Source organism: Citrobacter sp. Cf118 (genome assembly GCF_030334095.1).
Taxonomy (GTDB): Bacteria; Pseudomonadota; Gammaproteobacteria; order Enterobacterales; family Enterobacteriaceae; genus Citrobacter; species Citrobacter freundii.
This window is the reverse complement of sequence record NZ_JAOWES010000042.1, coordinates 72,567-96,036: the sequence shown is the minus strand read 5'-3', so window position 1 is coordinate 96,036 and position 23,470 is coordinate 72,567. Positions and strand designations below refer to the sequence as shown.

The window sequence follows — 23,470 nt, the reverse complement described above, 5'->3', positions numbered from 1 at the left end:
CTACAGCAACTGCGCCAAACGGTTGATGTCAGACTGAATCGCCCCTGCGGTAACGTCACGGCCCGCGCCCGGTCCACGGATCACCAGCGGGTTATCGCGATACCAGCGGCTCTCTATGGCGAATACGTTATCGCACGGCAACAGCGCCGCCAGCGGGTGTTCAGGGCGAACCGCTTCAACACCAACGCGAGCTTTGCCGTTAGCATCAAAACGCGCCACATAGCGCAGCACCAGCCCCATTTCACGCGCCGCTTCCAGACGCTGCACCATCTGCTCGTTCAGTTCATCGCCATTCTCAAAGAAATGGTCAATAGAGCCTTCTTCACAATGCGCAGGCACCAGCGATTCCACGCGAACCTGGTCCGGTTCGATGTCGTAACCCGCTTCACGCGCCAGAATCACCAGCTTACGCATCACATCTTTGCCGGAAAGATCTACGCGCGGATCGGGTTCAGTCAGACCCTGTTGCCATGCCTGATCCACCAGATCGGTGAATGGGACCGTGCCATCAAATTGTAGGAACAACCACGACAACGTGCCGGAGAAGATCCCGCTGATCGACAAAATAGTATCCCCGCTATCAATCAGATCGCGCACGGTATGGTTGATCGGCAAGCCTGCGCCTACGGTGGCGTTATACAGCCAGTGGCGACCCGTTTTTTCGAAAGCGTCATGAATCTGGCGGTAATTATTACTGCTGCTCGCCCCGGCCAGTTTGTTGGCGCTGATGACGTGAAAACCATGGCTGGCAAAATCCAGATACTGATCCGCCAGTTGCTCGCTCGCGGTCACATCCAGCACCACTAAATCATCATACGGGTGAGCACGCATCCACAAGAATAGAGACTCTTCATCCTGCTCTACCGCCTCGTCATCAAAGAAAGCTAACGCGCGGCTGGCATCCAGCCCTTCGTAATTCAGCAGGCTACGACGGCTATCAACCACACCCGCCAGCACAAACTCTAATCCGGTACGCGCCGAGAGCGTGCTCTGCTCGCGAGCGAACAACTCCAGCCAGCGCGACCCAATGTTGCCTTTGCCGAACAACACCAGACCAATGCGTTTTTCAGCACGGAAGATTGACTGATGCAGACCCTGAATCAGGCTCTCCGTTGGCCCAGTACGCAGTACCGCGACCAGGCTGATACCCTCTTCCGACTGCCAGGTGAATTCAACCGGCTGACCTTTCAACTGTTGCCAGAAACGGTGGCAGTGCAGCGGATTACGGGTGACGCCCGCCCCGACCATCGCCACCAGCGCCAGCCCCTGGCGCAGACGCAGCTCGCCTGGCAGGCCAGCTTCATCCAGAATTTTCAGCGCGCTGTCAGCGACTTCGGAGGTGTAGCAAAATTGCAATAGCTGGCGGTCAGGATGCACGCCCACTGCCAGCGGACGCACCTGGCTACGTTTTAAAACCTGGTCAATCTCTTTATAAGCCAGCTTAAAATCCTGGCCAGTCGGAACCAGAAACTCAATCAGGAAGACGTCATCATGACTGGTCACAATACGCGCCCCGGTACCGGAGGCCAGTACTCGCTCAATACGCGTTGAACCCTGCTCTGGGGTATAGCTACAACGCAACTGGAGATCGATATCGCTACCGGAAACCGGCTGTAAGGTACGGGCATGGAGAACCGGTGCCGCCAGACGCGCCAGCTCGCTGGCTTCATCCAGACGCAGCAGCGGCAGCAAACAGGCGTCTTTTACTTTACGCGGATCCGCGCTGTAAACCCCAGCGACATCGCTCCAGATGGTTACTCGGGAAACGCCCGCCAGCGCACCAACCTGCGTCGCCGAGTAGTCAGAACCGTTACGCCCCAGTAGCACTGTTTCACCGGCATTGCTGCGGCTAATAAAGCCGGTAACCACCAGGCGTTTACCCGGATGCTGCGCCAACAGTTGCTGCAGTAATGGGTAAGAAAGACCTTCATCGACCTGCGGCTGGGCACCGCGTTCAGCACGTAAAAAATCGCGCGCATCCAGCCAGGCCGACTCCAGCCCCTGTTGATTAAGGACGGCAGACATCAAACGCGCGGACCATACCTCGCCATGCCCAACAACCTCAGCATAGACGGCATCGTTCACGCCGCTGTCGAGTAACCCAGCCAGGCGTTCCAGATCGTGAATAAACGCGCCAATCAGCCCATCCGCCACCTCGGGAGGTAACAAACCGCTGATAAGCTCACTTTGATAGCGACGTAACGCCTGTTGAACCTGATGCGCAGAAAGGCGATCGGTCTGGCTTAATTTCAGCCAGCTAATCAACTGGTTAGTGGTACTGCCTGCGGCTGAAACAACCATCATGTCATCAGGCTGCGAGTAATCCGCCATAATGCCTGCGACACGCAGATAACATTTCACGTCTGCCAGACTACTACCACCAAATTTGTGCAGTTGACGACCCTTCGCCCCTGCCTGCGCAATCACACTCATGTTTACCCCTTGTTTGCAGCCCGGAAGCCATTTTCCAGGTCGGCAATTAAATCTTCGCCATCTTCAATACCGGTGGAGATACGCAGCAGCGTTTCGGAAATTCCGGCAGCAGCACGCGCTTCTGGTGCCATGCCCGCGTGTGTCATGGTTGCGGCGTGGGAGATCAGACTTTCAACGCCCCCTAACGATTCCGCCAGCGTAAACAATGACAACCCGCCGAGGAAACGGCGCAGCGTTTGCTCATCGCCATCCAGTTCAAAACTTAACATCGCGCCAAAGCCTTTTTGCTGACGCGCAGCAATCTCATGGCCCTGATTATCCGGCAATGACGGGTGATACAATTTTTTCACCAGCGGCTGAGTTTGCAGATAATCGACTATCGCCTGAGCATTACGTTGCGCCACCTCCATACGAGGAGACAAAGTACGCAGGCCGCGCAACAGCAGATAACTATCAAACGCGCCGCCGGTCACACCAATATTATTCGCCCACCATGCCAGTTCAGTGACCGTCTCCGGATCTTTGGCTATAACCACACCAGCCACCACGTCTGAGTGACCGTTTAAATATTTCGTGCATGAATGCAACACCAGATCGGCGCCTAATGCCAGTGGATTTTGCAGTGCCGGGCTTAAAAAAGTGTTGTCCACCACGCTGACCGCGCCAGCCTCGCGCGCCAACTGGCAGATTTTCGCAATATCCACCACGCGCAGCAGCGGGTTGCTTGGACTTTCTACCAGCACCAGCTTCGGTTTTTCCGCCAATGCGGCCTGCAATGCCTGCTCATCTCCTTGATCGACAAACAGGACGCGATAACAGCCACGCTTTGCCAGACTGTCAAACAGTCGGTAGCTCCCGCCGTAGCAGTCGTGCGGTGCAACCAGCAGATCGCCAGGCTTAAGGAAGACAGTGGTCACCAAATGAATCGCCGACATGCCAGTATTGGTCAGTACAGCACCTGCACCACCTTCCAGTTCCGCCAGCGCACGTTGAACGACATCACGCGTTGGGTTGCCGCGACGCGAATAGTCATGAGCACGAGGTTCATTAAATCCGGTAAAGTTATAGGTGCTGGAGAGGTGAATCGGCGGGACAACGCAACCGTACTGTTCGTCGTCATTTAACCCGCTACGCACTGCGATGGTGGCCTGTTTACGCGTCATATTGAGAAGATCCTGGCTGAGTCGGTGAAAAGTCAGGCACCAGAGTAATCATTGTTACTATAGCCGTCAATACATCTGGACATCTAAACTTCTTTGCGTATAGATTGAGCAAACTGGAAATAGCCGTTAAAATTATATGCATTAGCGTACATCTGCGTCGGCTACTTCGTGTCAGGGCCGCGCCACTACGATAAACTACGCGCAATTATGGTCCGGGCTCAGGTTCTGGCCTCAATATTAATGACAAAGAGGATTAGGTATCTCATGGCTGAATGGAGCGGCGAATATATCAGCCCATACGCTGAGCACGGTAAGAAGAGTGAGCAAGTCAAAAAAATTACGGTTTCCATTCCTCTGAAGGTGTTAAAAATCCTTACCGATGAACGCACGCGTCGTCAGGTGAACAACCTGCGCCACGCCACCAACAGCGAACTGCTGTGTGAAGCGTTTCTGCATGCTTTTACCGGGCAACCATTACCCAACGATGACGACCTGCGTAAAGAACGCAGTGATGAAATCCCGGAAGAAGCAAAGGTAATCATGCGTGAACTGGGTATCAACCCGGAAACGTGGGAATACTGATTGTTAGAACAGATGAGAAAAGGCGGGATTGCTCCCGCCGCTTCTCGCTATGTTACTTACTGATACCATTAAGTTTATTCAATGTTTCTTCCATTTTGAGCGTCTCTTTACGGTTCAATGGATAGAAATAAATCAGAATAACCGCGGCCAAAAACAGGCATAACGCCGGTAAAAGATTCGCCATCGTATAGATGTTTTCCTGCACGATGCTGGTTTGCACAGCGCCACCTGTTGAAGATGATTGATAACCAATGATGGCCAACATAAAGCCGCCAATGGCCCCTGCACACGCCTGACCAACCTTGCGGGCAAAGAAGTTCACACCATAGACGGTACCATCCTCGCGATCGCCGGTGACATACTGGTGATAATCACACACATCGGTCATAAACGCCCAAATCATCAGGTTGAATAGTCCAGCCCCCAACGTCGCCAGGAACAGGAAAACCAAATAGACTTTCGCGTCGGTAATGTGGATGAAGTACATAATCAAATACATCGCTACTGCAAAGAGTAGCGCGCCGACGCTGGCCTCTTTTTTACCAAACCGCTTTGTGAGCCAGGATGCCGATGGTGCCAGCAAAACCAGGGAACCAAAGGTAAACAGCAACGCGACTGACATCGCCTCTTTATTGTGGAAATAGTCATTAAACAGGTAAGTCATATTAGTACCGGACAATCCCTGATTAATCACAATCAGCAAATCCACAACCACTAAAACAATCAGCGCCTTATTGCGTGCCAGTCCCTTCAGCAACACCGAAACGGGCATGCTCTCTTTTCTCTCCACACGCACGCGTTCGGTCGTTAACTGACAGGTCAAGGATAAAAAGATAAAGCCCAGCACTGCGCAACCAATGGAAATCCAGAAGAAGTGTTGCCCGGAAATCACTTGGCTTCCGTCCACCAGGGTGGTGTACATCAGGATCGGAATGAAAAAGCCAGTTGCCCCACCGCCGATAGCTGACCCAACGCTGCGCCAGGTTGACAGCGAGACACGATCATCCGGATTCGAGCTAATCGCCGCAGACATAGCACCGTACGGAATACTCACGGTCGATAACAGCGAACCGTAAATGAAATAGGAGCAACAGATGTAGATAATTTTCGCCGTATAAGAAAAATCATTCACAAACGGCAGGAACAGGACAACTGCAATGATGCAAAATGGATACTTCATGCGACGCATCCACGGGTTAAAACGTCCATGTACCGTCAATTTAGAGGTATCGCATAAGCGCCCTACACCAACATCAACGAACGCATCAAAGAGTTTGGTCACAAAATAGAGTGAGCCAACGATAACGCCGGAAATACCGAGGACGTTAGTGTAATAAATCATTAAAAAACTATTAACTAAGCCAAGAATAAAACAGGTTCCGAGGTCACCACATAAATAACCAATTTTATCTCGAATTCCGAAAGGTCTGACGGCAGTGGGTTCATTATTTCCGATAATAGTTCCATCATTAGACATGATGTCAACTCCTTAGACATATTATTCACACAAACTATGCTTATCGATGTAATCAGTCGATATGAAAACTATTACCGATTAGAAGTTATAACCAAGACCGACACGATAACGGGTTTGACGATCGTCAGTCGTTGTTGTGTTATAACCCGAGGAAACGTTACCAACCTCAACAAATGGAACCCAAGAGCCTAGTTTATACGCCACGCGGAAGTTATATTCATAATCATCTTTCCGGTTGTTATATAAATCTTCGCTATCGGCAATTTTATAAATACCATTTAGCTCAAACATCCAGTCATTGACGTTATAACCAAGCCAGGCTTCCGGACGATAGACCATGCGGTCATCTTTGCCGTCAGTGTTTCTGCGCATGTACTCCTGACGATAGCGGAACGCGGTCCACCAGCTGTCGTTAATGTTGTACTGCACGCGGATGTAAGGTTTATAAATCGTGATGTTATCGCCCGTTTCGATCGCAATACCTGGCTGCCAGATAAGATCCCGCCAGGTAAACTGGTAGCTTGCAGTATACTCGTTGCCATTACTTTCCATATTATTCCACGCATCATTAGATTGCGTATCTTCGGAACGTGAAATGGCTTCGACTGCGACACCAAAACCAGTCGCAAAACGGTGAGACATATAAACACGATCGTAATTACGCCCATCGTCATAATATTCATGCCGGTAATCAACATAACCCGCTTGTGCGGCCGCAGAGAATAATGGAATCAGTAATAACGCAGATTTAAATTTCATGACAATCCCTCTTCACACTCAACAACGGAAATTACCCAACTCGTCCCGTCCATTAATGGGAAACGATGAAGGATTAAGAATAATTTTATATTTCCATGAAAGTGTATTTTAGAAAGAAAGCAGAAACCTTTGGTATTTTGCCAACAATTGGCATGAGTGGCAGAAATCAGAAGATAAAAATGACGCAGATCACCAGTAGAAACATTTTACCTAAAAAATAAAAACACCGTTTCATTTGTTAAATAAAAAACACTATTCAACACATCAATATAAATTTTAGTCTTCAAGCGCAGATACAAAAAAAGCGCCATAAGGCGCTTTTTTCTGACAGCTGAACTTACTTGCTGCCTGGGATGCTGAAACGCTTGTTGAAGCGATCAACACGGCCACCGGTAGCAACATCACGCTGCTTGCCAGTATAGAACGGGTGGCACTTGCTGCACACGTCGAGGTTCAGATCGTGACCGACAGTAGAGCGGATTTTAATGACGTTACCGCAAGAGCAGTTTGCAGTAATTTCTTCGTATTTCGGGTGAATATCTTTTTTCATGGGAAAACCTCGGTTTAAGGCCGCGTCGCTCTTCCAGCCCTAACGCCAGACACCACGCGATGTTAATAGTATAGGTCAGTGATACAAATTTGTATCAAAGGCGGCGAATCATACAGAAATTAACCTGCTCATGCAAACTGATCCGCATTCTACCCTCCACTAATGTGTATACTAACCCGCCAGATTTCAAGTCAGGATGATTCAATGCCCGTTGCGCACGTTGCCTTACCTGTTCCGCTACCTCGCACCTTTGACTACCTCCTGCCGGAAGGCTTGAGCGCCAAAGCCGGGTGTCGTGTACGCGTGCCTTTTGGCAAGCAGCAGGAGCGTGTGGGTATCGTCCTGTCCGTCAGCGAGCACAGTGAACTACCGCGAAGCGAATTGAAAGCCGTTCTCGAAGTGCTGGACAGCGAACCGGTCTACTCGACCTCTGTCTGGCGTCTGCTGTTGTGGGCGGCGGATTATTATCATCATCCTATCGGTGACGTACTGTTTCACGCTCTGCCAATTTTACTGCGCCAGGGACGTCCGGCGACAAACGCGCCCATGTGGTACTGGTTTGCCACTGAAGAAGGCCAGGTTATTGACCTCAACAGCCTGAAGCGTTCTCCCAAGCAGCAACAGGCGCTGGCTGCGCTACGCCAGGGAAAAATCTGGCGCGACCAGGTGGCTGAACTGGAATTTAATGATGCCGCATTACAGGCACTGCGGAAAAAAGGGCTGTGCTCCCTGGCAAGCGAAACGCCAGGCTTTAGCGACTGGCGTACGCACTACGCTGTTTCCGGTGAGCGTCTGCGGCTGAATACCGAACAGGCCACCGCCGTCGGGGCGATCCACAGCGCTTCTGACAGTTTTAGCGCCTGGCTATTAGCGGGCGTGACGGGATCGGGTAAAACAGAGGTCTATTTAAGCGTACTGGAAAATGTGCTCGCCCAGGGCAAACAGGCGCTGGTAATGGTGCCGGAGATTGGCCTGACGCCGCAAACTATTGCCCGTTTTCGCGAACGCTTCAATGCGCCGGTCGAAGTCCTGCACTCGGGTTTAAATGACAGTGAACGTCTTTCGGCATGGCTGAAGGCGAAAAATGGTGAAGCGGCAATTGTTATCGGCACGCGCTCGTCGCTGTTCACGCCGTTTAAAAATCTGGGCGTGATTGTCATCGACGAAGAGCACGACAGCTCTTATAAACAGCAGGAAGGCTGGCGTTATCATGCGCGCGACCTCGCGGTTTATCGCGCCCATAGCGAACAAATTCCTATCATTCTCGGCTCAGCCACCCCAGCGTTGGAAACGCTGTGCAATGTGCGGCAGAAAAAATACCGCATGTTGCGCCTGACGCGCCGTGCCGGGAATGCACGCCCAGCCACTCAGCACGTGCTGGATCTCAAAGGTCAGCAGGTACAGGCCGGGCTCGCCCCTGCGCTTATCGCCCGTATGCGTCAGCATCTGCAAGCGGATAACCAGGTGATCCTGTTTTTAAACCGCCGGGGTTTTGCGCCTGCCCTGCTGTGCCACGACTGTGGCTGGATTGCTGAATGCCCGCGCTGCGACCACTACTACACGCTGCATCAGGCGCAACACCATCTGCGCTGCCATCACTGCGACAGTCAGCGTCCGATACCGCGTCAATGCCCTTCCTGCGGCTCAACGCACATGGTTCCGGTAGGACTCGGCACCGAACAGCTTGAGCAGGCTCTGGCGCCTTTTTTCCCCGGCGTGCCAATCTCACGCATCGATCGTGACACTACCAGCCGCAAAGGCTCGCTGGAGCAGCATCTGGCGGAAGTGCATCGCGGCGGCGCGCGAATCCTGATCGGCACGCAAATGCTGGCGAAAGGCCACCATTTCCCGGACGTCACTCTGGTGGCGTTGCTGGACGTTGACGGCGCGCTGTTCTCCGCAGATTTCCGGTCGGCAGAACGCTTCGCCCAGCTCTACACGCAGGTTTCCGGGCGTGCCGGTCGCGCCGGGAAGCAGGGCGAAGTGGTACTGCAAACGCACCACCCTGAACATCCGCTGCTGCAAACCTTGCTGTATAAAGGGTATGACGCCTTTGCCGAGCAGGCGCTGGCAGAGCGACAAACGCTCCAGCTTCCTCCATGGACCAGCCATGTGATCGTGCGGGCAGAAGATCACAACAACCAGCATGCGCCGATGTTCTTACAGCAGTTACGAAATCTGATTCAGGCCAGTCCGCTGGCCGATGAAAAACTGTGGGTGTTAGGTCCAGTTCCCGCCCTGGCGCCCAAACGTGGCGGTCGCTATCGCTGGCAAATTTTGTTGCAGCACCCGTCGCGAATTCGCCTGCAGCATATCGTCAGCGGAACGCTGGCGCTGATAAATACGTTACCCGATGCACGTAAGGTTAAATGGGTGCTGGATGTCGATCCCATCGAGGGATAATCCCTCACGATGCGAGGCGGATCGTAAAATTAAATATCCATCACACTTTTTATGAAAATTCTGTAACCGCTTCCATTCACTATCTGATAAAAATGTTTCAGATGAAGGCTATTCAAGGACGAGTCTGTGCCAGCAGCTCTCTGGCGAGGAGAAAGAGTGAAACCGAATAAGCAGGTTGCCGCCGCTACGATGAAAGATGTTGCTCTGAAGGCGAAAGTCTCAACGGCAACCGTATCCCGCGCATTAATGAACCCAGACAAAGTCTCGCAGTCAACCCGTAACAAGGTTGAGCAGGCAGCGCTTGAAGTGGGATATTTACCCCAATCAATGGGACGTAACGTTAAGCGTAATGAATCGCGTACCATTCTGGTGATTGTGCCGGATATCTGCGATCCGTTTTTTAGCGAAGTGATTCGTGGCATCGAAGTCACCGCCGCAGAACAGGGATATCTGGTGCTTATCGGCGATTGCGCGCACCAGAACCAGCAGGAAAAGACCTTCCTCAACCTCATAATTACCAAGCAGATCGATGGCATGGTGCTGCTCAGCTCGCGCCTGCCGTTTGATGCCAGCGTGGAAGAGCAACGCAACTTGCCACCGATGGTTATGTCCAACGAGTTCGCGCCAGAGCTGGAACTGCCCACCGTGCACATTGATAACCTCACCGCCGCCTTCAACGCGATGAACTATCTGCTGGAACTGGGGCATAAACGCATTGGCTGTATCGCCGGGCCCGAAGATATGCCGCTGTGCCATTACCGTCTGCAAGGTTACGTTCAGGCACTACGTCGCAGCGGAATTACGGTCGATCCGCATTTCATCGCGCGCGGTGACTTTACCTATGAAGCGGGAGCCAATGCGCTTAAACAGCTCCTGGCGCTACCACAGCCGCCTACCGCGGTCTTTTGTCACAGCGATGTCATGGCGCTTGGCGCCCTCTCTTACGCCAAACGTCAGGGTCTGAAGGTGCCCGACGATTTATCGATTATCGGCTTCGATAACATTTCGCTCGCGGAATTTTGTGATCCACCCCTGACAACCGTCGCACAGCCGCGTTTCGATATCGGACGTGAAGCTATGCTGTTACTGCTCGATCAATTACAAGGACAGAACGTCAGCAGTGGCTCACGTTTACTGGACTGCGAGCTTATTATTCGGGGTACTACCCGGGCACTGACGTAAAGTAAAGTGCTTTCGGACTCCCCTGTCTGGTCAAAGGCCCGCCGCTTAAGTAACATGGCGGGCTGACGAACGAATAAATACAGCGAAACGATAGTGGCACAACGAGATTATGTACGTCGCGGCCAACCGGCACCTTCGCGGCGCAAGAAGAGCACATCACGGAAAAAACAACGCAATACGCCTGCGGTATCGCCCGCAATGGTTGCTATTGCTGCAGCCGTACTCGTGACCTTTATCGGTGGTCTGTACTTCATTACGCATCACAAGAAAGAAGAGTCCGAAACGCTGCAAAACCAGAAAGTCACCGGTAATGGCATCCCGCCAAAACCGGAAGAGCGCTGGCGATACATTAAAGAGCTGGAAAGCCGTCAGCCTGGCGTACGTGCGCCTACCGAACCGTCTGCCGGCGGCGAGGTGCTGAACGCCGACCAATTAACCAATGAGCAGCGCCAGCTATTGGCGCAAATGCAGGCTGATATGCGTCAACAGCCAACTCAGCTCAACGAAGTGCCGTGGAACGAACAAACGCCTGAACAACGCCAGCAAACGCTGCAGCGCCAGCGTCAGGTACAGCAACAGCAATGGGCCAACACGCAGCAGCAGGCTCAACAGCCGCGCACGCAACCACGGGTAGCGGAACAGCCTTACCAGCAGCCGCAAACGCGTACGGCGCAAACCGCGCCGGTACAGCAGCCGAAAGCACAGCCAAAACCGGCGGCGCAACAGCCGTATCAGGATTTGCTGCAAACGCCTGCGCATACCACCGCCGCTCAGCCGAAAACGCAACCGGCCGCGCCAATAACGAATGAAACGCAGCCGCCAAAACAGACGGCGGAGAAAAAAGATGAACGCCGCTGGATGGTTCAGTGCGGGTCATTTAAAGGCGCTGAGCAGGCAGAAACCGTGCGCGCGCAGCTGGCCTTTGAAGGGTTCAACTCGCGTATTACCACCAATAACGGCTGGAATCGCGTGGTCATTGGTCCGGTCAAAGGCAAAGAGAATGCCGACAACACCATCAGCCGCCTGAAGGTTGCTGGTCACACAAACTGCATTCGACTCGCCACTGGGGGTTGAAACCCCCAAAATCCCCCCCATCTATACTTGCATTACGCCCCGCATACTGTGCGGGGCCTGTACATTGCATTTGTAACCAAGGGGTCTGCTCGTGACAACAATAGTAAGCGTACGCCGTAACGGCCATGTGGTAATCGCCGGTGATGGTCAGGCCACACTGGGTAACACCGTAATGAAAGGCAACGTGAAGAAAGTCCGCCGTCTTTACAACGACAAAGTCATCGCGGGCTTTGCGGGCGGTACTGCGGATGCATTCACGCTGTTTGAACTGTTTGAACGCAAGCTGGAAATGCACCAGGGTCACCTGGTGAAGGCTGCCGTTGAACTGGCAAAAGACTGGCGTACAGACCGTATGCTGCGCAAACTCGAAGCGCTGCTGGCCGTCGCAGATGAAACGGCATCGCTCATCATCACCGGTAACGGCGACGTCATCCAGCCAGAAAACGATCTGATTGCCATCGGCTCCGGCGGTCCCTACGCCCAGGCTGCTGCACGCGCTCTGCTGGAAAACACCGAGCTTGGCGCACGCGAGATTGCTGAGAAAGCGTTGGATATTGCAGGGGATATCTGCATTTATACCAACCACTTCCATACCATCGAAGAATTGAACTCCAAAGCGTAAGGATCCCCCATGTCTGAAATGACCCCACGCGAAATTGTCAGCGAACTGAACAAACACATCATCGGCCAGGATAACGCTAAGCGTTCCGTGGCGATTGCCCTGCGTAACCGCTGGCGTCGTATGCAGCTCAACGAAGAGTTGCGTCATGAAGTCACGCCGAAAAACATTCTGATGATTGGCCCGACCGGCGTCGGTAAAACCGAAATCGCCCGTCGCCTGGCAAAACTGGCCAACGCGCCGTTCATCAAAGTTGAAGCAACCAAATTCACCGAAGTTGGCTATGTTGGTAAAGAAGTTGACTCGATCATCCGCGATTTGACCGATGCTGCCATTAAGATGGTCCGCGTGCAGGCAATCGAGAAAAACCGCTTCCGCGCTGAAGAGATGGCGGAAGAGCGCATTCTCGACGTGCTGATCCCACCGGCTAAAAATAACTGGGGACAGTCAGAGCAGCCGCAGGAACCTTCTGCAGCGCGTCAGGCGTTCCGTAAAAAACTGCGTGAAGGCCAGCTGGATGATAAAGAGATCGAAATCGATCTCGCGGCCGCACCGATGGGCGTTGAAATTATGGCGCCTCCGGGAATGGAAGAGATGACCAGCCAGCTGCAGTCCATGTTCCAGAACCTGGGCGGTCAGAAGCAAAAACCGCGTAAGCTGAAAATCAAAGACGCGATGAAACTGCTGATTGAAGAAGAAGCGGCCAAACTGGTGAACCCGGAAGAGCTGAAACAAGAAGCTATCGACGCCGTTGAGCAGCACGGGATCGTGTTTATCGACGAAATCGACAAAATCTGTAAGCGCGGTGAATCCTCCGGCCCGGACGTGTCCCGCGAAGGCGTACAGCGCGACCTGCTGCCGCTGGTTGAAGGCTGCACGGTGTCCACCAAGCACGGCATGGTGAAAACCGATCACATCCTGTTTATCGCCTCTGGCGCATTCCAGGTGGCGAAACCGTCCGACCTGATCCCGGAACTGCAGGGTCGTCTGCCGATTCGTGTGGAACTTCAGGCGCTGACCACCAGCGATTTTGAGCGTATCCTTACCGAACCGAATGCCTCCATCACCGTCCAGTACAAAGCGCTGATGGCGACTGAAGGTGTGGACATCAACTTCACTGAATCCGGTATTAAACGCATTGCGGAAGCGGCCTGGCAGGTCAACGAAACCACCGAAAACATCGGTGCACGTCGTCTGCATACCGTTCTGGAACGTCTGATGGAAGATATTTCCTATGATGCGAGCGATTTGAACGGCCAAAGCATCACAATTGATGCCGAATATGTGAGCAAACATCTGGATGCGCTGGTCGCAGATGAAGATCTGAGCCGTTTTATCCTATAATCGCGTTCAATGCATTTTCATCACTGTTGATGGGGCTGATAAAGCCCCATTTTTATTGGCGCTAAATATGACTGAACAACAACAAATTAGCCGCTCACAAGCCTGGCTGGAAAGTTTACGACCTAAGACCTTACCGCTCGCCTTCGCGGCGATCATCGTCGGTACGGCATTAGCATGGTGGCAAGGATACTTCAATCCGCTGGTTGCTCTGCTGGCATTGATTACGGCGGGATTGCTGCAAATTCTGTCCAATCTCGCTAACGACTATGGCGATGCCGTCAAAGGCAGCGACAAGCCCGACCGCATAGGACCGCTGCGCGGTATGCAAAAAGGGGTCATAACCCAACAGCAGATGAAGCGGGCGCTGATCGTCACCGTGGTGCTGATCTGCCTGTCCGGTCTGGCCCTGGTTGCTGTGGCCTGCCACACGCTGGCAGATTTTGTCGGCTTCCTGGTGCTCGGCGGCCTGTCGATCATCGCCGCAATCACCTATACCGTAGGTAATCGCCCTTACGGATATATCGGTCTGGGCGATATTTCCGTACTGGTGTTCTTCGGCTGGCTGAGCGTTATGGGAAGCTGGTATCTGCAGGCGCATACGTTGATTCCGGCGCTCATTCTGCCTGCTACCGCCTGCGGCCTGCTGGCAACTGCCGTGCTCAACGTCAACAATCTGCGCGATATCAACAGCGACAGAGAGAACGGCAAGAACACGCTGGTCGTGCGTTTAGGCGCCGTCAATGCCCGCCGTTACCATGCCTGCCTGCTGATGGGGACACTAGTCTGCCTGGCGCTGTTTAACCTGTTTTCGCTGCAAAGCCTGTGGGGATGGCTGTTTATCCTCGCCGCTCCGCTGCTGATTAAACAGGCGCGGTACGTGATGCGTGAGATGGATCCTGCGGCAATGCGCCCGATGCTGGAACGCACCGTAAAAGCGGCATTGTTAACTAACCTGCTGTTTGTCGTTGGAATTTTCTTAAGTCAGTGGTCTCTTTAACTGACAAATATCAATTAACAATTGATGATTTTGCCAACAGTACACATAGCGCGATATACTAAAAATTCTCGCAGCAACTGAACGTTGAGCCTATGAAATACGATACATCCGAGCTTTGTGACATCTATCAGGAAGATGTCAACGTCGTGGAACCACTGTTCTCTAACTTTGGAGGACGGTCGTCGTTTGGCGGACAAATCATCACGGTAAAATGTTTCGAGGACAACGGGTTGCTGTACGATCTGCTCGAACAAAACGGCCGTGGTCGCATTCTGCTGGTCGATGGCGGTGGTTCTGTCCGTCGTGCGCTGGTCGATGCCGAACTGGCTCGACTGGCCGTACAGAATGAATGGGAAGGTCTGGTCATCTACGGCTCAGTCCGTCAGGTAGACGATCTGGAAGAACTGGATATCGGTATTCAGGCGATTGCCGCCATTCCGGTCGGTGCCGCAGGGGAAGGTATTGGAGAAAGCGATGTACGCGTCAACTTTGGCGGTGTAACGTTCTTCTCTGGCGACCACCTGTACGCCGACAACACCGGGATAATCCTCTCCGAAGACCCGCTTGATATCGAGTAAGTAAAAAGGCCATCAGCAAATTTGATGGCCTTTTTTTCATTCATTTGATTCGTAATGAATGACTTTAATATCATACTTTTCATTTTTTTCTTCGGCAACGACGCTCATCATCTCACGACTGGCAGGATAAGTTTCGATATAAGCATTTAATTTATCCACAGCTATCTGAACGTCACTCTTTTGTATTCCGATAAAAATTATTTCACTGAGTTGAAGATGGCTACCTTCATCTGAATAGCTTACAAAAAACCAGTCGCTGGATACCCTTGGGACCTGTTTAAGAGGTTTCGGTGTTAGCAGATGATAGAATAATAAATTCTGCTGTGTATAGATTTTTTCTGTAAAGATGCTCAACATGAAACAGCAATAAAGTAGCGAAATTAAAATCATAAATACAATAATAAAACCTGATTTCCTGAACTTCATATGCGGAGTTCCCGAACATAATTTGGATTCGCAACAGGTTTTATTATATCCATAAATAAAGGTAATTCCCCTGAGTAGGGTTCATGTTTCTTATCCTTATCTATTGGGTCAGGAAATAGTAACGGAATAACGCTTTTGTTTTTAAACTCACCAACAGGACCATAGAAGTCCCAGATACGATAAGCCTTTTCTTTCGAACAGATCTGAAGACGAGAGGTGTAATCTGCATAATTTACAGCTTGGTAAAAACCAAATAAGTTCGATACCAAATCTTCAGCACTATAGCCACTATCCGTTAAATATACGTAAGGCCAAAAATCCTGCAAGGATTCGAAGCGATGTGACGTACCTAAGAATATCGATAAAGCAATACCTTGTAAGGTTCGTTCCGGTAATCCTCGTCGCACCATAAATCTACGATATATACCAGTATTAATATTTAGGCCATGAATGTTTTTGGACATACTTTGATGATAATTTACTTCATAAAATTCGCTATCACCACCACGAGCTCTTATCATTTCAAACCATAATCTTTCAGCCCCTGCTGGATTAGCATGGCCTAAATCAATCCATCCTAGATTCTCTGTATAGATAAGGCCATATTTAATATCACTGGTGATAAATCGATCCGAATTATCAATAATATCGTTTCTATTTGTCATATCGTATTCTTTGAAATTTAAAAGTTACGATATCCTAATCTCTACATAGTAAAAAGGCATCCATTATGGATGCCTTTTTAAAGAAATCAGAATTAGACTTCTTCCATACGACCCAGCAGGGCATGCAGACGATCCTGCCAGCCATTCTGCTGTTCTTTCAGGTTGTTGTTCTCACGCTCCAGCTCTTCACGCTGCTGCTGTGCAGACTGAACTTCCTGCGACAGTGAGTTGTTCTTTTCTTTCAGCTCTTCGATTTCCATCTGTAACAGCGTGATGGTATCAATCGCCTGCTGTACTTTTGCTTCCAGTTTCTCAAACACTTCTAATGACATCGTCATACCTCTCCTGAATTGCAAGGCGTTGATGGATAAAAATCCTCGTCCCGATAACCGGCGACGCCTTAATAAAAACGAGCGCACTCTACTTAACACCGATTGTATGAAGCCGCGTCATCCCTGTCCAGCGGCATCCCGCGCAGATTGCGGTTTGCAACACTTTTAGTCTTTCTCCTGGTGACATGACTGTCATAACTCTTAAGTGTTAACAGATTGATCAGTGAAATGATTCAGCTCACACTATTTTTGTATAACAAATACCGCACAATGGCGCGAAAACGCTCATTTTGTTGATGCAGTACACACATTTTAATTTCGATATTTCTCGTTTTTGAGCGTTAACGATAAATTAACAGTGTGCCTACCGGCTCCGGGGATGTCAGTGACCTTCTCGCACACAATAAACATTAAACTCTCTTCAGGATCCGATTATGAGTCAAACCTCAACCTTAAAAGGCCAGTGCATTGCTGAATTCCTCGGTACCGGGTTGTTGATTTTCTTCGGTGTGGGCTGTGTCGCTGCACTCAAAGTAGCAGGTGCTACTTTTGGTCAGTGGGAAATCAGTATCATCTGGGGTCTGGGGGTAGCGATGGCTATCTATCTGACCGCAGGTGTTTCTGGTGCACACCTGAATCCCGCGGTAACCATCGCACTCTGGCTGTTCGCCTGTTTTGATAAACGCAAAGTTGTCCCTTTTATTATTTCGCAAATTGCCGGCGCCTTTTGCGCAGCGGCATTGGTTTACGGGCTTTATTACAATCTTTTCATCGATTTTGAACAAACCAACCATATCGTGCGTGGCACTACCGAAAGCCTGGGTCTGGCGGGTACTTTCTCCACCTATCCGAATCCGCATATCAATTTTGTGCAGGCCTTCGCGGTTGAAATGGTCATTACCGCTATTCTAATGGGGCTGATTCTGGCTCTGACCGACGATGGTAACGGTGTACCTCGTGGTCCGCTGGCACCACTGCTGATTGGCTTATTAATTGCCGTTATTGGTGCTTCCATGGGTCCGCTGACAGGTTTTGCGATGAACCCGGCACGTGACTTCGGACCGAAACTCTTCGCCTGGATGGCCGGATGGGGTGAGATTGCCTTCACAGGTGGTCGCGATATCCCTTACTTCCTGGTTCCGGTGTTTGGCCCAATTACCGGCGCGATTTTGGGCGCATGGGCATATCGCAAACTGATTGGTCGCCATTTACCGTGCGATGTCTGCGTGATTGAAGAAAAAGACGCGGCGGCCAACACTCAACAAAAAGCTTCGCTGTAATGTGACTACGGGACAAAAATTATGACTGAAAAAAAATATATCGTTGCGCTCGACCAGGGCACCACCAGCTCCCGCGCGGTCGTAATGGACCACGATGCGAATATCGTTGCCGTTTCACAGCGCGAATTCGAGCAAATCTACCCGAAAGCAGGTTGGGTAGAACACGACCCAATGGAAATTTGGGCAACCCAAAGCTCTACGCTGGTTGAAGTTCTGGCGAAAGCCGATATCAGTTCCGATGAAATTGCAGCGATCGGTATTACCAACCAGCGTGAAACCACCATCGTCTGGGAGCGTGAGACCGGTAAACCAATCTACAACGCCATTGTGTGGCAGTGTCGTCGTACCGCAGATATCTGCGAAAAGCTCAAGCGCGATGGCATGGAAGAATACATCCGTAACAACACCGGCCTGGTCATTGACCCGTACTTCTCTGGCACCAAGGTGAAATGGATCCTCGACCACGTTGAAGGCTCGCGTGAACGCGCTCGTCGCGGCGAACTGCTGTTTGGTACCGTGGACACCTGGCTTATCTGGAAAATGACGCAGGGACGCGTACACGTCACGGATTACACCAACGCTTCACGTACCATGCTGTTCAACATCCACTCCCTGGACTGGGATGACACGATGCTGGATGCGCTGGATATTCCGCGCGCCATGCTGCCAGAAGTGCGTCGCTCTTCTGAAGTGTACGGTCAGACCAACATTGGTGGTAAAGGCGGCATTCGTATTCCTATCTCCGGTATCGCCGGTGACCAGCAGGCAGCTCTGTTTGGCCAGCTGTGCGTAAAGGAAGGGATGGCGAAAAACACTTACGGTACCGGCTGCTTCATGCTGATGAATACCGGTGAGAAAGCCGTTAAGTCCGAAAACGGACTGCTGACCACCATCGCCTGCGGACCGACCGGGGAAGTGAACTACGCGCTGGAAGGTGCGGTATTTATGGCTGGCGCATCCATTCAGTGGCTGCGCGATGAAATGAAACTCATCAGCGATGCATTCGACTCTGAGTATTTCGCCACCAAAGTGAAAGACACCAACGGCGTGTACGTCGTTCCGGCATTTACTGGCCTGGGTGCACCGTACTGGGACCCGTATGCACGTGGCGCCATCTTCGGCCTGACCCGTGGCGTAAACTCCAACCACATCATCCGCGCAACGCTTGAGTCTATCGCTTATCAGACGCGTGATGTTCTGGAAGCGATGCAGGCTGACTCCGGTATTCGTCTGCACGCCCTGCGCGTTGACGGCGGTGCGGTCGCCAACAACTTCCTGATGCAGTTCCAGTCTGACATTCTGGGCACCCGCGTAGAGCGTCCGGAAGTTCGCGAAGTCACCGCATTAGGTGCAGCGTACCTGGCTGGCCTGGCAGTAGGATTCTGGCAGAATCTGGATGAGTTGCAGGAGAAAGCGGTCATCGAGCGTGAATTCCGTCCAGGCATCGAAACCACCGAGCGTAACTTCCGTTACAGCGGCTGGAAAAAAGCGGTCAAACGCGCCATGGCATGGGAAGATCACGACGAGTAATACGTCATTGCCGGATGTCTACTTTGGCTTATCCGGCAAAATCTTCGTGCGGGGGCAACCCCGCACACACATCAATAATCTCGCCCCCTCCCCTGTGCTACACTTCGCGCCATTCCTTTCAGCTACGAGTTTGCAATGAGACGAGAACTTGCCATTGAATTTTCACGCGTGACCGAAGCGGCCGCGCTGGCTGGCTATAAATGGCTGGGCCGCGGCGATAAAAATACCGCTGACGGCGCGGCGGTGAACGCCATGCGTATTATGCTCAACCAGGTCAACATCGACGGCACCATCGTGATTGGCGAGGGTGAGATTGATGAAGCGCCGATGCTGTTTATCGGTGAAAAAGTCGGGACCGGTCTTGGTGATGCGGTCGACATCGCCGTCGATCCTATCGAAGGAACACGCATGACGGCAATGGGTCAGGCAAACGCGCTGGCCGTACTGGCTGTGGGCGATAAAGGCTGCTTCCTGAATGCGCCAGATATGTACATGGAAAAGCTGATTGTCGGCCCAGGCGCAAAAGGGTCTATCGACCTGAACCTGTCGCTGGAAGCCAACCTGCATAACGTTGCCGCTGCACTCAATAAACCGCTGAGTGAGCTGACCGTAACCATTCTGGCCAAACCACGCCATGATGAAACGATCGCCGAAATGCAAAAACTGGGCGTGCGCGTCTTCGCTATCCCAGACGGCGACGTTGCGGCCTCCATTCTGACCTGCATGCCAGACAGTGAAGTTGACGTGCTGTACGGCATTGGCGGCGCACCTGAAGGTGTGGTTTCCGCAGCTGTGATCCGCGCACTGGACGGCGACATGCAGGGCCGTTTGCTGGCGCGTCATGACGTCAAAGGCGACAGCGAAGAGAACCGTCGCATTGGCGAACAAGAACTGGCTCGTTGCGCCGCCATGGGCATTGAAGCGGGCAAAGCGCTGCGCCTCGATGAAATGGCGCGTAGCGACAACGTCATTTTCTCCGCCACCGGCATCACCAAAGGCGATTTGCTGGAAGGGATTAGCCGTAAAGGTAATATCGCGACCACCGAAACGCTGCTGATCCGCGGCAAATCACGTACGATCCGTCGCATTCAGTCGATTCACTACCTCGATCGTAAAGATCCCGATGTGCAGGCGCACATCCTGTAATTGATTTGATCAATAGAGCCTTCCAGCCCATATGGGCTGGAAATCTTTCGTCCAACGAACGAAGATAAGGCAATCAAAGCAGACAGGAGAAAACCATGGCAGATTGGGTAACAGGCAAAGTCACAAAGGTGCAAAACTGGACCGATGCCCTGTTTAGTTTGACCGTGCGAGCTCCGGTTCTTCCTTTCACTGCAGGTCAGTTCACTAAGCTTGGCCTTGAGATCGACGGCGAACGCGTCCAGCGCGCCTATTCTTACGTAAATGCCCCTGATAACCCCGATTTAGAGTTTTATCTGGTGACAGTTCCCGACGGCAAACTCAGCCCTCGTCTGGCAGCACTGAAGCCTGGTGATGAAGTCCAGGTGGTGAGTGAAGCTGCTGGTTTCTTCGTGCTGGATGAAGTCCCCGATTGCGAAACGCTATGGATGCTGGCGACCGGCACGGCTATCGGCCCATATTTGTCTATTCTGCAGTTAGGCAAGGACCTGGATCGCTTTAAAAATCTGGTGCTGGTCCACGCCGCGCGCTATGCCGCCGATTTGAGCTATCTACCGTTGATGCAGGCGTTGGAAAAACGCTACGAAGGTAAATTACGCATCCAGACGGTTGTCAGCCGTGAAACAGCCGCAGATTCGCTGACCGGACGTGTACCGGCGTTGATTGAAAGCGGTGAGCTAGAAAAAGCAGTCGGGTTGCCAATGGATAAAGAAACCAGCCATGTGATGCTGTGCGGAAACCCGCAAATGGTACGCGACACGCAGCAGTTGCTGAAAGAGACCCGGCAAATGACCAAACATCTGCGCCGTCGACCGGGCCATATGACCGCAGAGCACTACTGGTAAGAACGTTTCAATGCCCGGTAAACACCCGGGCATTTTGCCGGATGGCGCTTACGCTTATCCGGCCTACGAGTCAGCTCTGTACTTTACGTCCTGCGTATCCTTACCATATTTATTCGCGTCCTGGGTGCCAATGAACGCCCCCAGATCGATAAGCATACCAACCAGAATCAACGTTGGAACAAAGCGGCCTATCGCCCATTGCCAGACGCCGGGTAAAATTGCCCAATTTCCGGCCAGCAGCATCCACGCCAGGATCATCAACAGCGCCCACGCTCCGGAGCGCCCCCGGTCATGCAGACGTTTTACCGTCACTGCCGCCGTTGGCCATAGCAGACACACCAGACAAAAAGCCGCGGTCTGAATATCGAGTAATTGTTTGCTCGCCAGCGAAAACAGAACCAGCATGCTGACGATCCAGAGGCCAATCCAAATCCAGAAATCACGGCGCCCGATGCGCCCTTTAAATGAGAATAACCACTGCTGTATGGTCATGTAAGTTCCTTTATTATTACCTTCCAGAACAGTTTACCCTTTTGACAAGCTCGACGGTTACCGTTTTAATCGTGAGCAATGAGAATGAAAGGTACGATTGATGAAGCAAGGATTTACACTGTTTTTATTATTGTTTTCAGCCTTAACCGCGAGCACTGCGGTACTGGCGGAAGAGCCGTCGACGGCAACCACGGCCCCCTATTTACTGGCGGGCGCGCCGACCTTTGACCTGTCGATTAGCCAGTTTCGTGAAAACTTTAATACGCAGAATCCGAAGCTTATTCTGAATGAGTTCCGTGCCATCGACAGCAGTCGCGATCGAGCAAATCTCACCCGCGCAGCCAGTAAAATCAATGAAAACCTGTATGCGTCTTCCGCTCTTGAACGCGGCACCCTTAAAATCAAAAGCATGCAGATAACCTGGTTACCCATTCAGGGGCCAGAACAAAAGGCAGCCAAAGCGAAAGCGCTGGAATACATGACCGCCGTCATCCGCACCGTCGCACCGCTACTGACGAAGGAACAGAGCCAGAAAAAGCTGCAAAAACTGCTCGCCGCAGGCAAAGGTAAACGCTATTACGCTGAAACAGAAGGCGCAATTCGCTATGTTGTTGCTGACAACGGTGAAAAAGGACTGACCTTCGCTGTTGAACCGATTAAGCTGGTACTATCAGAAAGTCTTGAGAAGGCGAATTGATGACAAAAAGCAAAGCCTTTCAGGGGATGAATCTCTATACTGTTTCACAGACCATGCTGCCCTCACGGGCGGCCATATTCCTTAATTCGCTGACAAGCGTGGAGAAATGAAATGCGACATCCTTTAGTGATGGGTAACTGGAAACTGAACGGCAGCCGCCACATGGTAAACGAACTGGTTGCTAATCTGCGTAAAGAACTGGCTGGCGTTGCTGGCTGTGCAGTAGCGATTGCTCCACCGGAAATGTATATCGACCTGGCGAAACACGCCGCTGCCGGTAGCCACATCATTCTGGGCGCGCAGAACGTTGACCTGAACCTGTCTGGCGCATTCACTGGTGAAACAAGTGCTGAAATGCTGAAAGACATCGGCGCGCAGTACATCATTATCGGTCACTCTGAGCGTCGTACTTACCACAAAGAATCTGACGAGCTGATCGCTAAAAAATTCGCCGTGCTGAAAGAGCAGGGTCTGACTCCAGTTCTGTGCATCGGTGAAACCGAAGCAGAAAACGAAGCGGGCAAAACTGAAGAAGTTTGTGCACGTCAGATCGACGCGGTTCTGAAAACTCAGGGCGCGGCAGCATTCGAAGGCGTCGTTATCGCTTACGAACCAGTATGGGCTATCGGTACCGGCAAATCTGCAACTCCTGCTCAGGCTCAGGCTGTTCACAAATTTATTCGTGACCACATTGCTAAAGCTGACGCGAAAATCGCTGAGCAAGTTATCATCCAGTACGGCGGTTCTGTAAACGCAACTAACGCGGCAGAACTGTTCGCTCAGCCGGACATCGACGGTGCGCTGGTTGGTGGTGCTTCTCTGAAAGCAGACGCCTTCGCAGTCATCGTTAAAGCAGCAGAAGCCGCTAAACAGGCTTAAGTTGTTAAGGCGGGAGGAAC

23 protein-coding genes are annotated in these 23,470 nt (G+C 51.8%); 14 read left to right on the top strand and 9 right to left on the bottom strand.

Going from position 1 to position 23,470, the window contains the following annotated elements; genetic code table 11:
- Together metL and metB are read right to left on the bottom strand one after the other, a co-directional pair.
- Complete coding sequence (metL, locus tag OGX67_RS01010; RefSeq protein ID WP_257651922.1) at positions 1 to 2,433, bottom strand: bifunctional aspartate kinase/homoserine dehydrogenase II; 2,433 nt, start codon at positions 2,431 to 2,433, stop codon at positions 1 to 3.
- 2 nt (positions 2,434 to 2,435) lie between these two features.
- Positions 2,436 to 3,596, bottom strand: a complete 1,161-nt coding sequence (gene metB / locus OGX67_RS01005; RefSeq protein ID WP_003028818.1) for a cystathionine gamma-synthase — start codon at positions 3,594 to 3,596, stop codon at positions 2,436 to 2,438.
- Between the two features lie 264 nt (positions 3,597 to 3,860).
- On the opposite strand from metB, the gene metJ reads away from it, so the two are divergent.
- On the top strand, positions 3,861 to 4,178 hold the full coding sequence (gene metJ, locus OGX67_RS01000) for a met regulon transcriptional regulator MetJ (RefSeq protein ID WP_003825168.1): 318 nt from the start codon (positions 3,861 to 3,863) through the stop codon (positions 4,176 to 4,178).
- 52 nt (positions 4,179 to 4,230) lie between these two features.
- Here the strand turns inward: metJ and OGX67_RS00995 are convergent, their stop codons facing one another.
- The 3 genes from OGX67_RS00995 to rpmE all read right to left on the bottom strand — a co-directional run bounded on the left by OGX67_RS00995 (position 4,231) and on the right by rpmE (position 6,964).
- On the bottom strand, positions 4,231 to 5,655 hold the full coding sequence (locus tag OGX67_RS00995) for an MFS transporter (protein ID WP_286525656.1): 1,425 nt from the start codon (positions 5,653 to 5,655) through the stop codon (positions 4,231 to 4,233).
- A 78-nt stretch (positions 5,656 to 5,733) separates the two neighbouring features.
- A complete protein-coding gene (locus tag OGX67_RS00990; protein ID WP_003028811.1) occupies positions 5,734 to 6,414 on the bottom strand; it encodes an oligogalacturonate-specific porin KdgM family protein in 681 nt (226 codons plus the stop codon).
- A gap of 337 nt (positions 6,415 to 6,751) precedes the next feature.
- Entirely contained in the window at positions 6,752 to 6,964 is a 213-nt protein-coding gene (gene rpmE / locus OGX67_RS00985; RefSeq protein ID WP_003028810.1) for a 50S ribosomal protein L31, read from the bottom strand.
- 204 nt (positions 6,965 to 7,168) lie between these two features.
- Here rpmE and priA point away from each other — a divergent pair, with 204 nt between their 5' ends.
- The 7 genes from priA to rraA all read left to right on the top strand — a co-directional run bounded on the left by priA (position 7,169) and on the right by rraA (position 15,161).
- The gene (priA, locus tag OGX67_RS00980) at positions 7,169 to 9,367 is read left to right on the top strand and encodes a primosomal protein N' (RefSeq protein ID WP_003840515.1); all 2,199 of its coding nucleotides are present in this window, start codon (positions 7,169 to 7,171) and stop codon (positions 9,365 to 9,367) included.
- Between the two features lie 156 nt (positions 9,368 to 9,523).
- A complete protein-coding gene (gene cytR / locus OGX67_RS00975; RefSeq protein ID WP_003028807.1) occupies positions 9,524 to 10,549 on the top strand; it encodes a DNA-binding transcriptional regulator CytR in 1,026 nt (341 codons plus the stop codon).
- 93 nt (positions 10,550 to 10,642) lie between these two features.
- On the top strand, positions 10,643 to 11,623 hold the full coding sequence (gene ftsN / locus OGX67_RS00970; protein WP_003840513.1) for a cell division protein FtsN: 981 nt from the start codon (positions 10,643 to 10,645) through the stop codon (positions 11,621 to 11,623).
- A 91-nt stretch (positions 11,624 to 11,714) separates the two neighbouring features.
- Complete coding sequence (gene hslV, locus OGX67_RS00965; protein ID WP_003028805.1) at positions 11,715 to 12,245, top strand: ATP-dependent protease subunit HslV; 531 nt, start codon at positions 11,715 to 11,717, stop codon at positions 12,243 to 12,245.
- A gap of 9 nt (positions 12,246 to 12,254) precedes the next feature.
- A complete protein-coding gene (gene hslU / locus OGX67_RS00960; protein WP_003028803.1) occupies positions 12,255 to 13,586 on the top strand; it encodes an ATP-dependent protease ATPase subunit HslU in 1,332 nt (443 codons plus the stop codon).
- Positions 13,587 to 13,653: 67 nt separating this feature from the next.
- Complete coding sequence (menA, locus tag OGX67_RS00955) at positions 13,654 to 14,583, top strand: 1,4-dihydroxy-2-naphthoate polyprenyltransferase (RefSeq protein WP_003028801.1); 930 nt, start codon at positions 13,654 to 13,656, stop codon at positions 14,581 to 14,583.
- Between the two features lie 92 nt (positions 14,584 to 14,675).
- On the top strand, positions 14,676 to 15,161 hold the full coding sequence (gene rraA / locus OGX67_RS00950; RefSeq protein ID WP_003028798.1) for a ribonuclease E activity regulator RraA: 486 nt from the start codon (positions 14,676 to 14,678) through the stop codon (positions 15,159 to 15,161).
- Positions 15,162 to 15,197: 36 nt separating this feature from the next.
- Here rraA and OGX67_RS00945 read toward each other — a convergent pair whose 3' ends face one another.
- The 3 genes from OGX67_RS00945 to zapB form a co-directional block, all read right to left on the bottom strand.
- Positions 15,198 to 15,587 carry a hypothetical protein gene (locus tag OGX67_RS00945; protein WP_048220112.1) on the bottom strand — a complete coding sequence of 130 codons (390 nt, stop codon included), beginning with the start codon at positions 15,585 to 15,587 and terminating at the stop codon, positions 15,198 to 15,200.
- Positions 15,584 to 16,252, bottom strand: coding sequence for a hypothetical protein (locus OGX67_RS00940; protein ID WP_257651923.1), 669 nt, complete (start codon positions 16,250 to 16,252; stop codon positions 15,584 to 15,586). The genes OGX67_RS00945 and OGX67_RS00940 overlap by 4 nt, the downstream gene beginning before the upstream one ends.
- 92 nt (positions 16,253 to 16,344) lie before the next feature.
- The gene (gene zapB / locus OGX67_RS00935; RefSeq protein ID WP_019077914.1) at positions 16,345 to 16,590 is read right to left on the bottom strand and encodes a septal ring assembly protein ZapB; all 246 of its coding nucleotides are present in this window, start codon (positions 16,588 to 16,590) and stop codon (positions 16,345 to 16,347) included.
- A gap of 428 nt (positions 16,591 to 17,018) precedes the next feature.
- Here zapB and OGX67_RS00930 point away from each other — a divergent pair, with 428 nt between their 5' ends.
- The 4 genes from OGX67_RS00930 (at position 17,019) to fpr (ending at position 21,382) form a co-directional block, all read left to right on the top strand.
- Complete coding sequence (locus OGX67_RS00930) at positions 17,019 to 17,864, top strand: MIP/aquaporin family protein (RefSeq protein ID WP_003028793.1); 846 nt, start codon at positions 17,019 to 17,021, stop codon at positions 17,862 to 17,864.
- Between the two features lie 21 nt (positions 17,865 to 17,885).
- Entirely contained in the window at positions 17,886 to 19,394 is a 1,509-nt protein-coding gene (gene glpK / locus OGX67_RS00925; RefSeq protein WP_003028792.1) for a glycerol kinase GlpK, read from the top strand.
- A 135-nt stretch (positions 19,395 to 19,529) separates the two neighbouring features.
- Positions 19,530 to 20,540: a class II fructose-bisphosphatase gene (glpX, locus tag OGX67_RS00920; RefSeq protein ID WP_003840506.1), complete on the top strand. Its 1,011-nt coding sequence runs from the start codon at positions 19,530 to 19,532 to the stop codon at positions 20,538 to 20,540.
- A gap of 95 nt (positions 20,541 to 20,635) precedes the next feature.
- Complete coding sequence (fpr, locus tag OGX67_RS00915; protein WP_003840504.1) at positions 20,636 to 21,382, top strand: ferredoxin--NADP(+) reductase; 747 nt, start codon at positions 20,636 to 20,638, stop codon at positions 21,380 to 21,382.
- A 63-nt stretch (positions 21,383 to 21,445) separates the two neighbouring features.
- On the opposite strand, the gene OGX67_RS00910 is transcribed toward fpr, so the two are convergent.
- Entirely contained in the window at positions 21,446 to 21,874 is a 429-nt protein-coding gene (locus OGX67_RS00910) for a DUF805 domain-containing protein (RefSeq protein ID WP_048220107.1), read from the bottom strand.
- A 100-nt stretch (positions 21,875 to 21,974) separates the two neighbouring features.
- Here OGX67_RS00910 and OGX67_RS00905 point away from each other — a divergent pair, with 100 nt between their 5' ends.
- Both OGX67_RS00905 and tpiA read left to right on the top strand, forming a co-directional pair.
- On the top strand, positions 21,975 to 22,571 hold the full coding sequence (locus tag OGX67_RS00905) for a YiiQ family protein (RefSeq protein ID WP_003028785.1): 597 nt from the start codon (positions 21,975 to 21,977) through the stop codon (positions 22,569 to 22,571).
- Between the two features lie 111 nt (positions 22,572 to 22,682).
- Positions 22,683 to 23,450 carry a triose-phosphate isomerase gene (gene tpiA / locus OGX67_RS00900; protein ID WP_071696225.1) on the top strand — a complete coding sequence of 256 codons (768 nt, stop codon included), beginning with the start codon at positions 22,683 to 22,685 and terminating at the stop codon, positions 23,448 to 23,450.
- Positions 23,451 to 23,470: the final 20 nt, after the last annotated feature.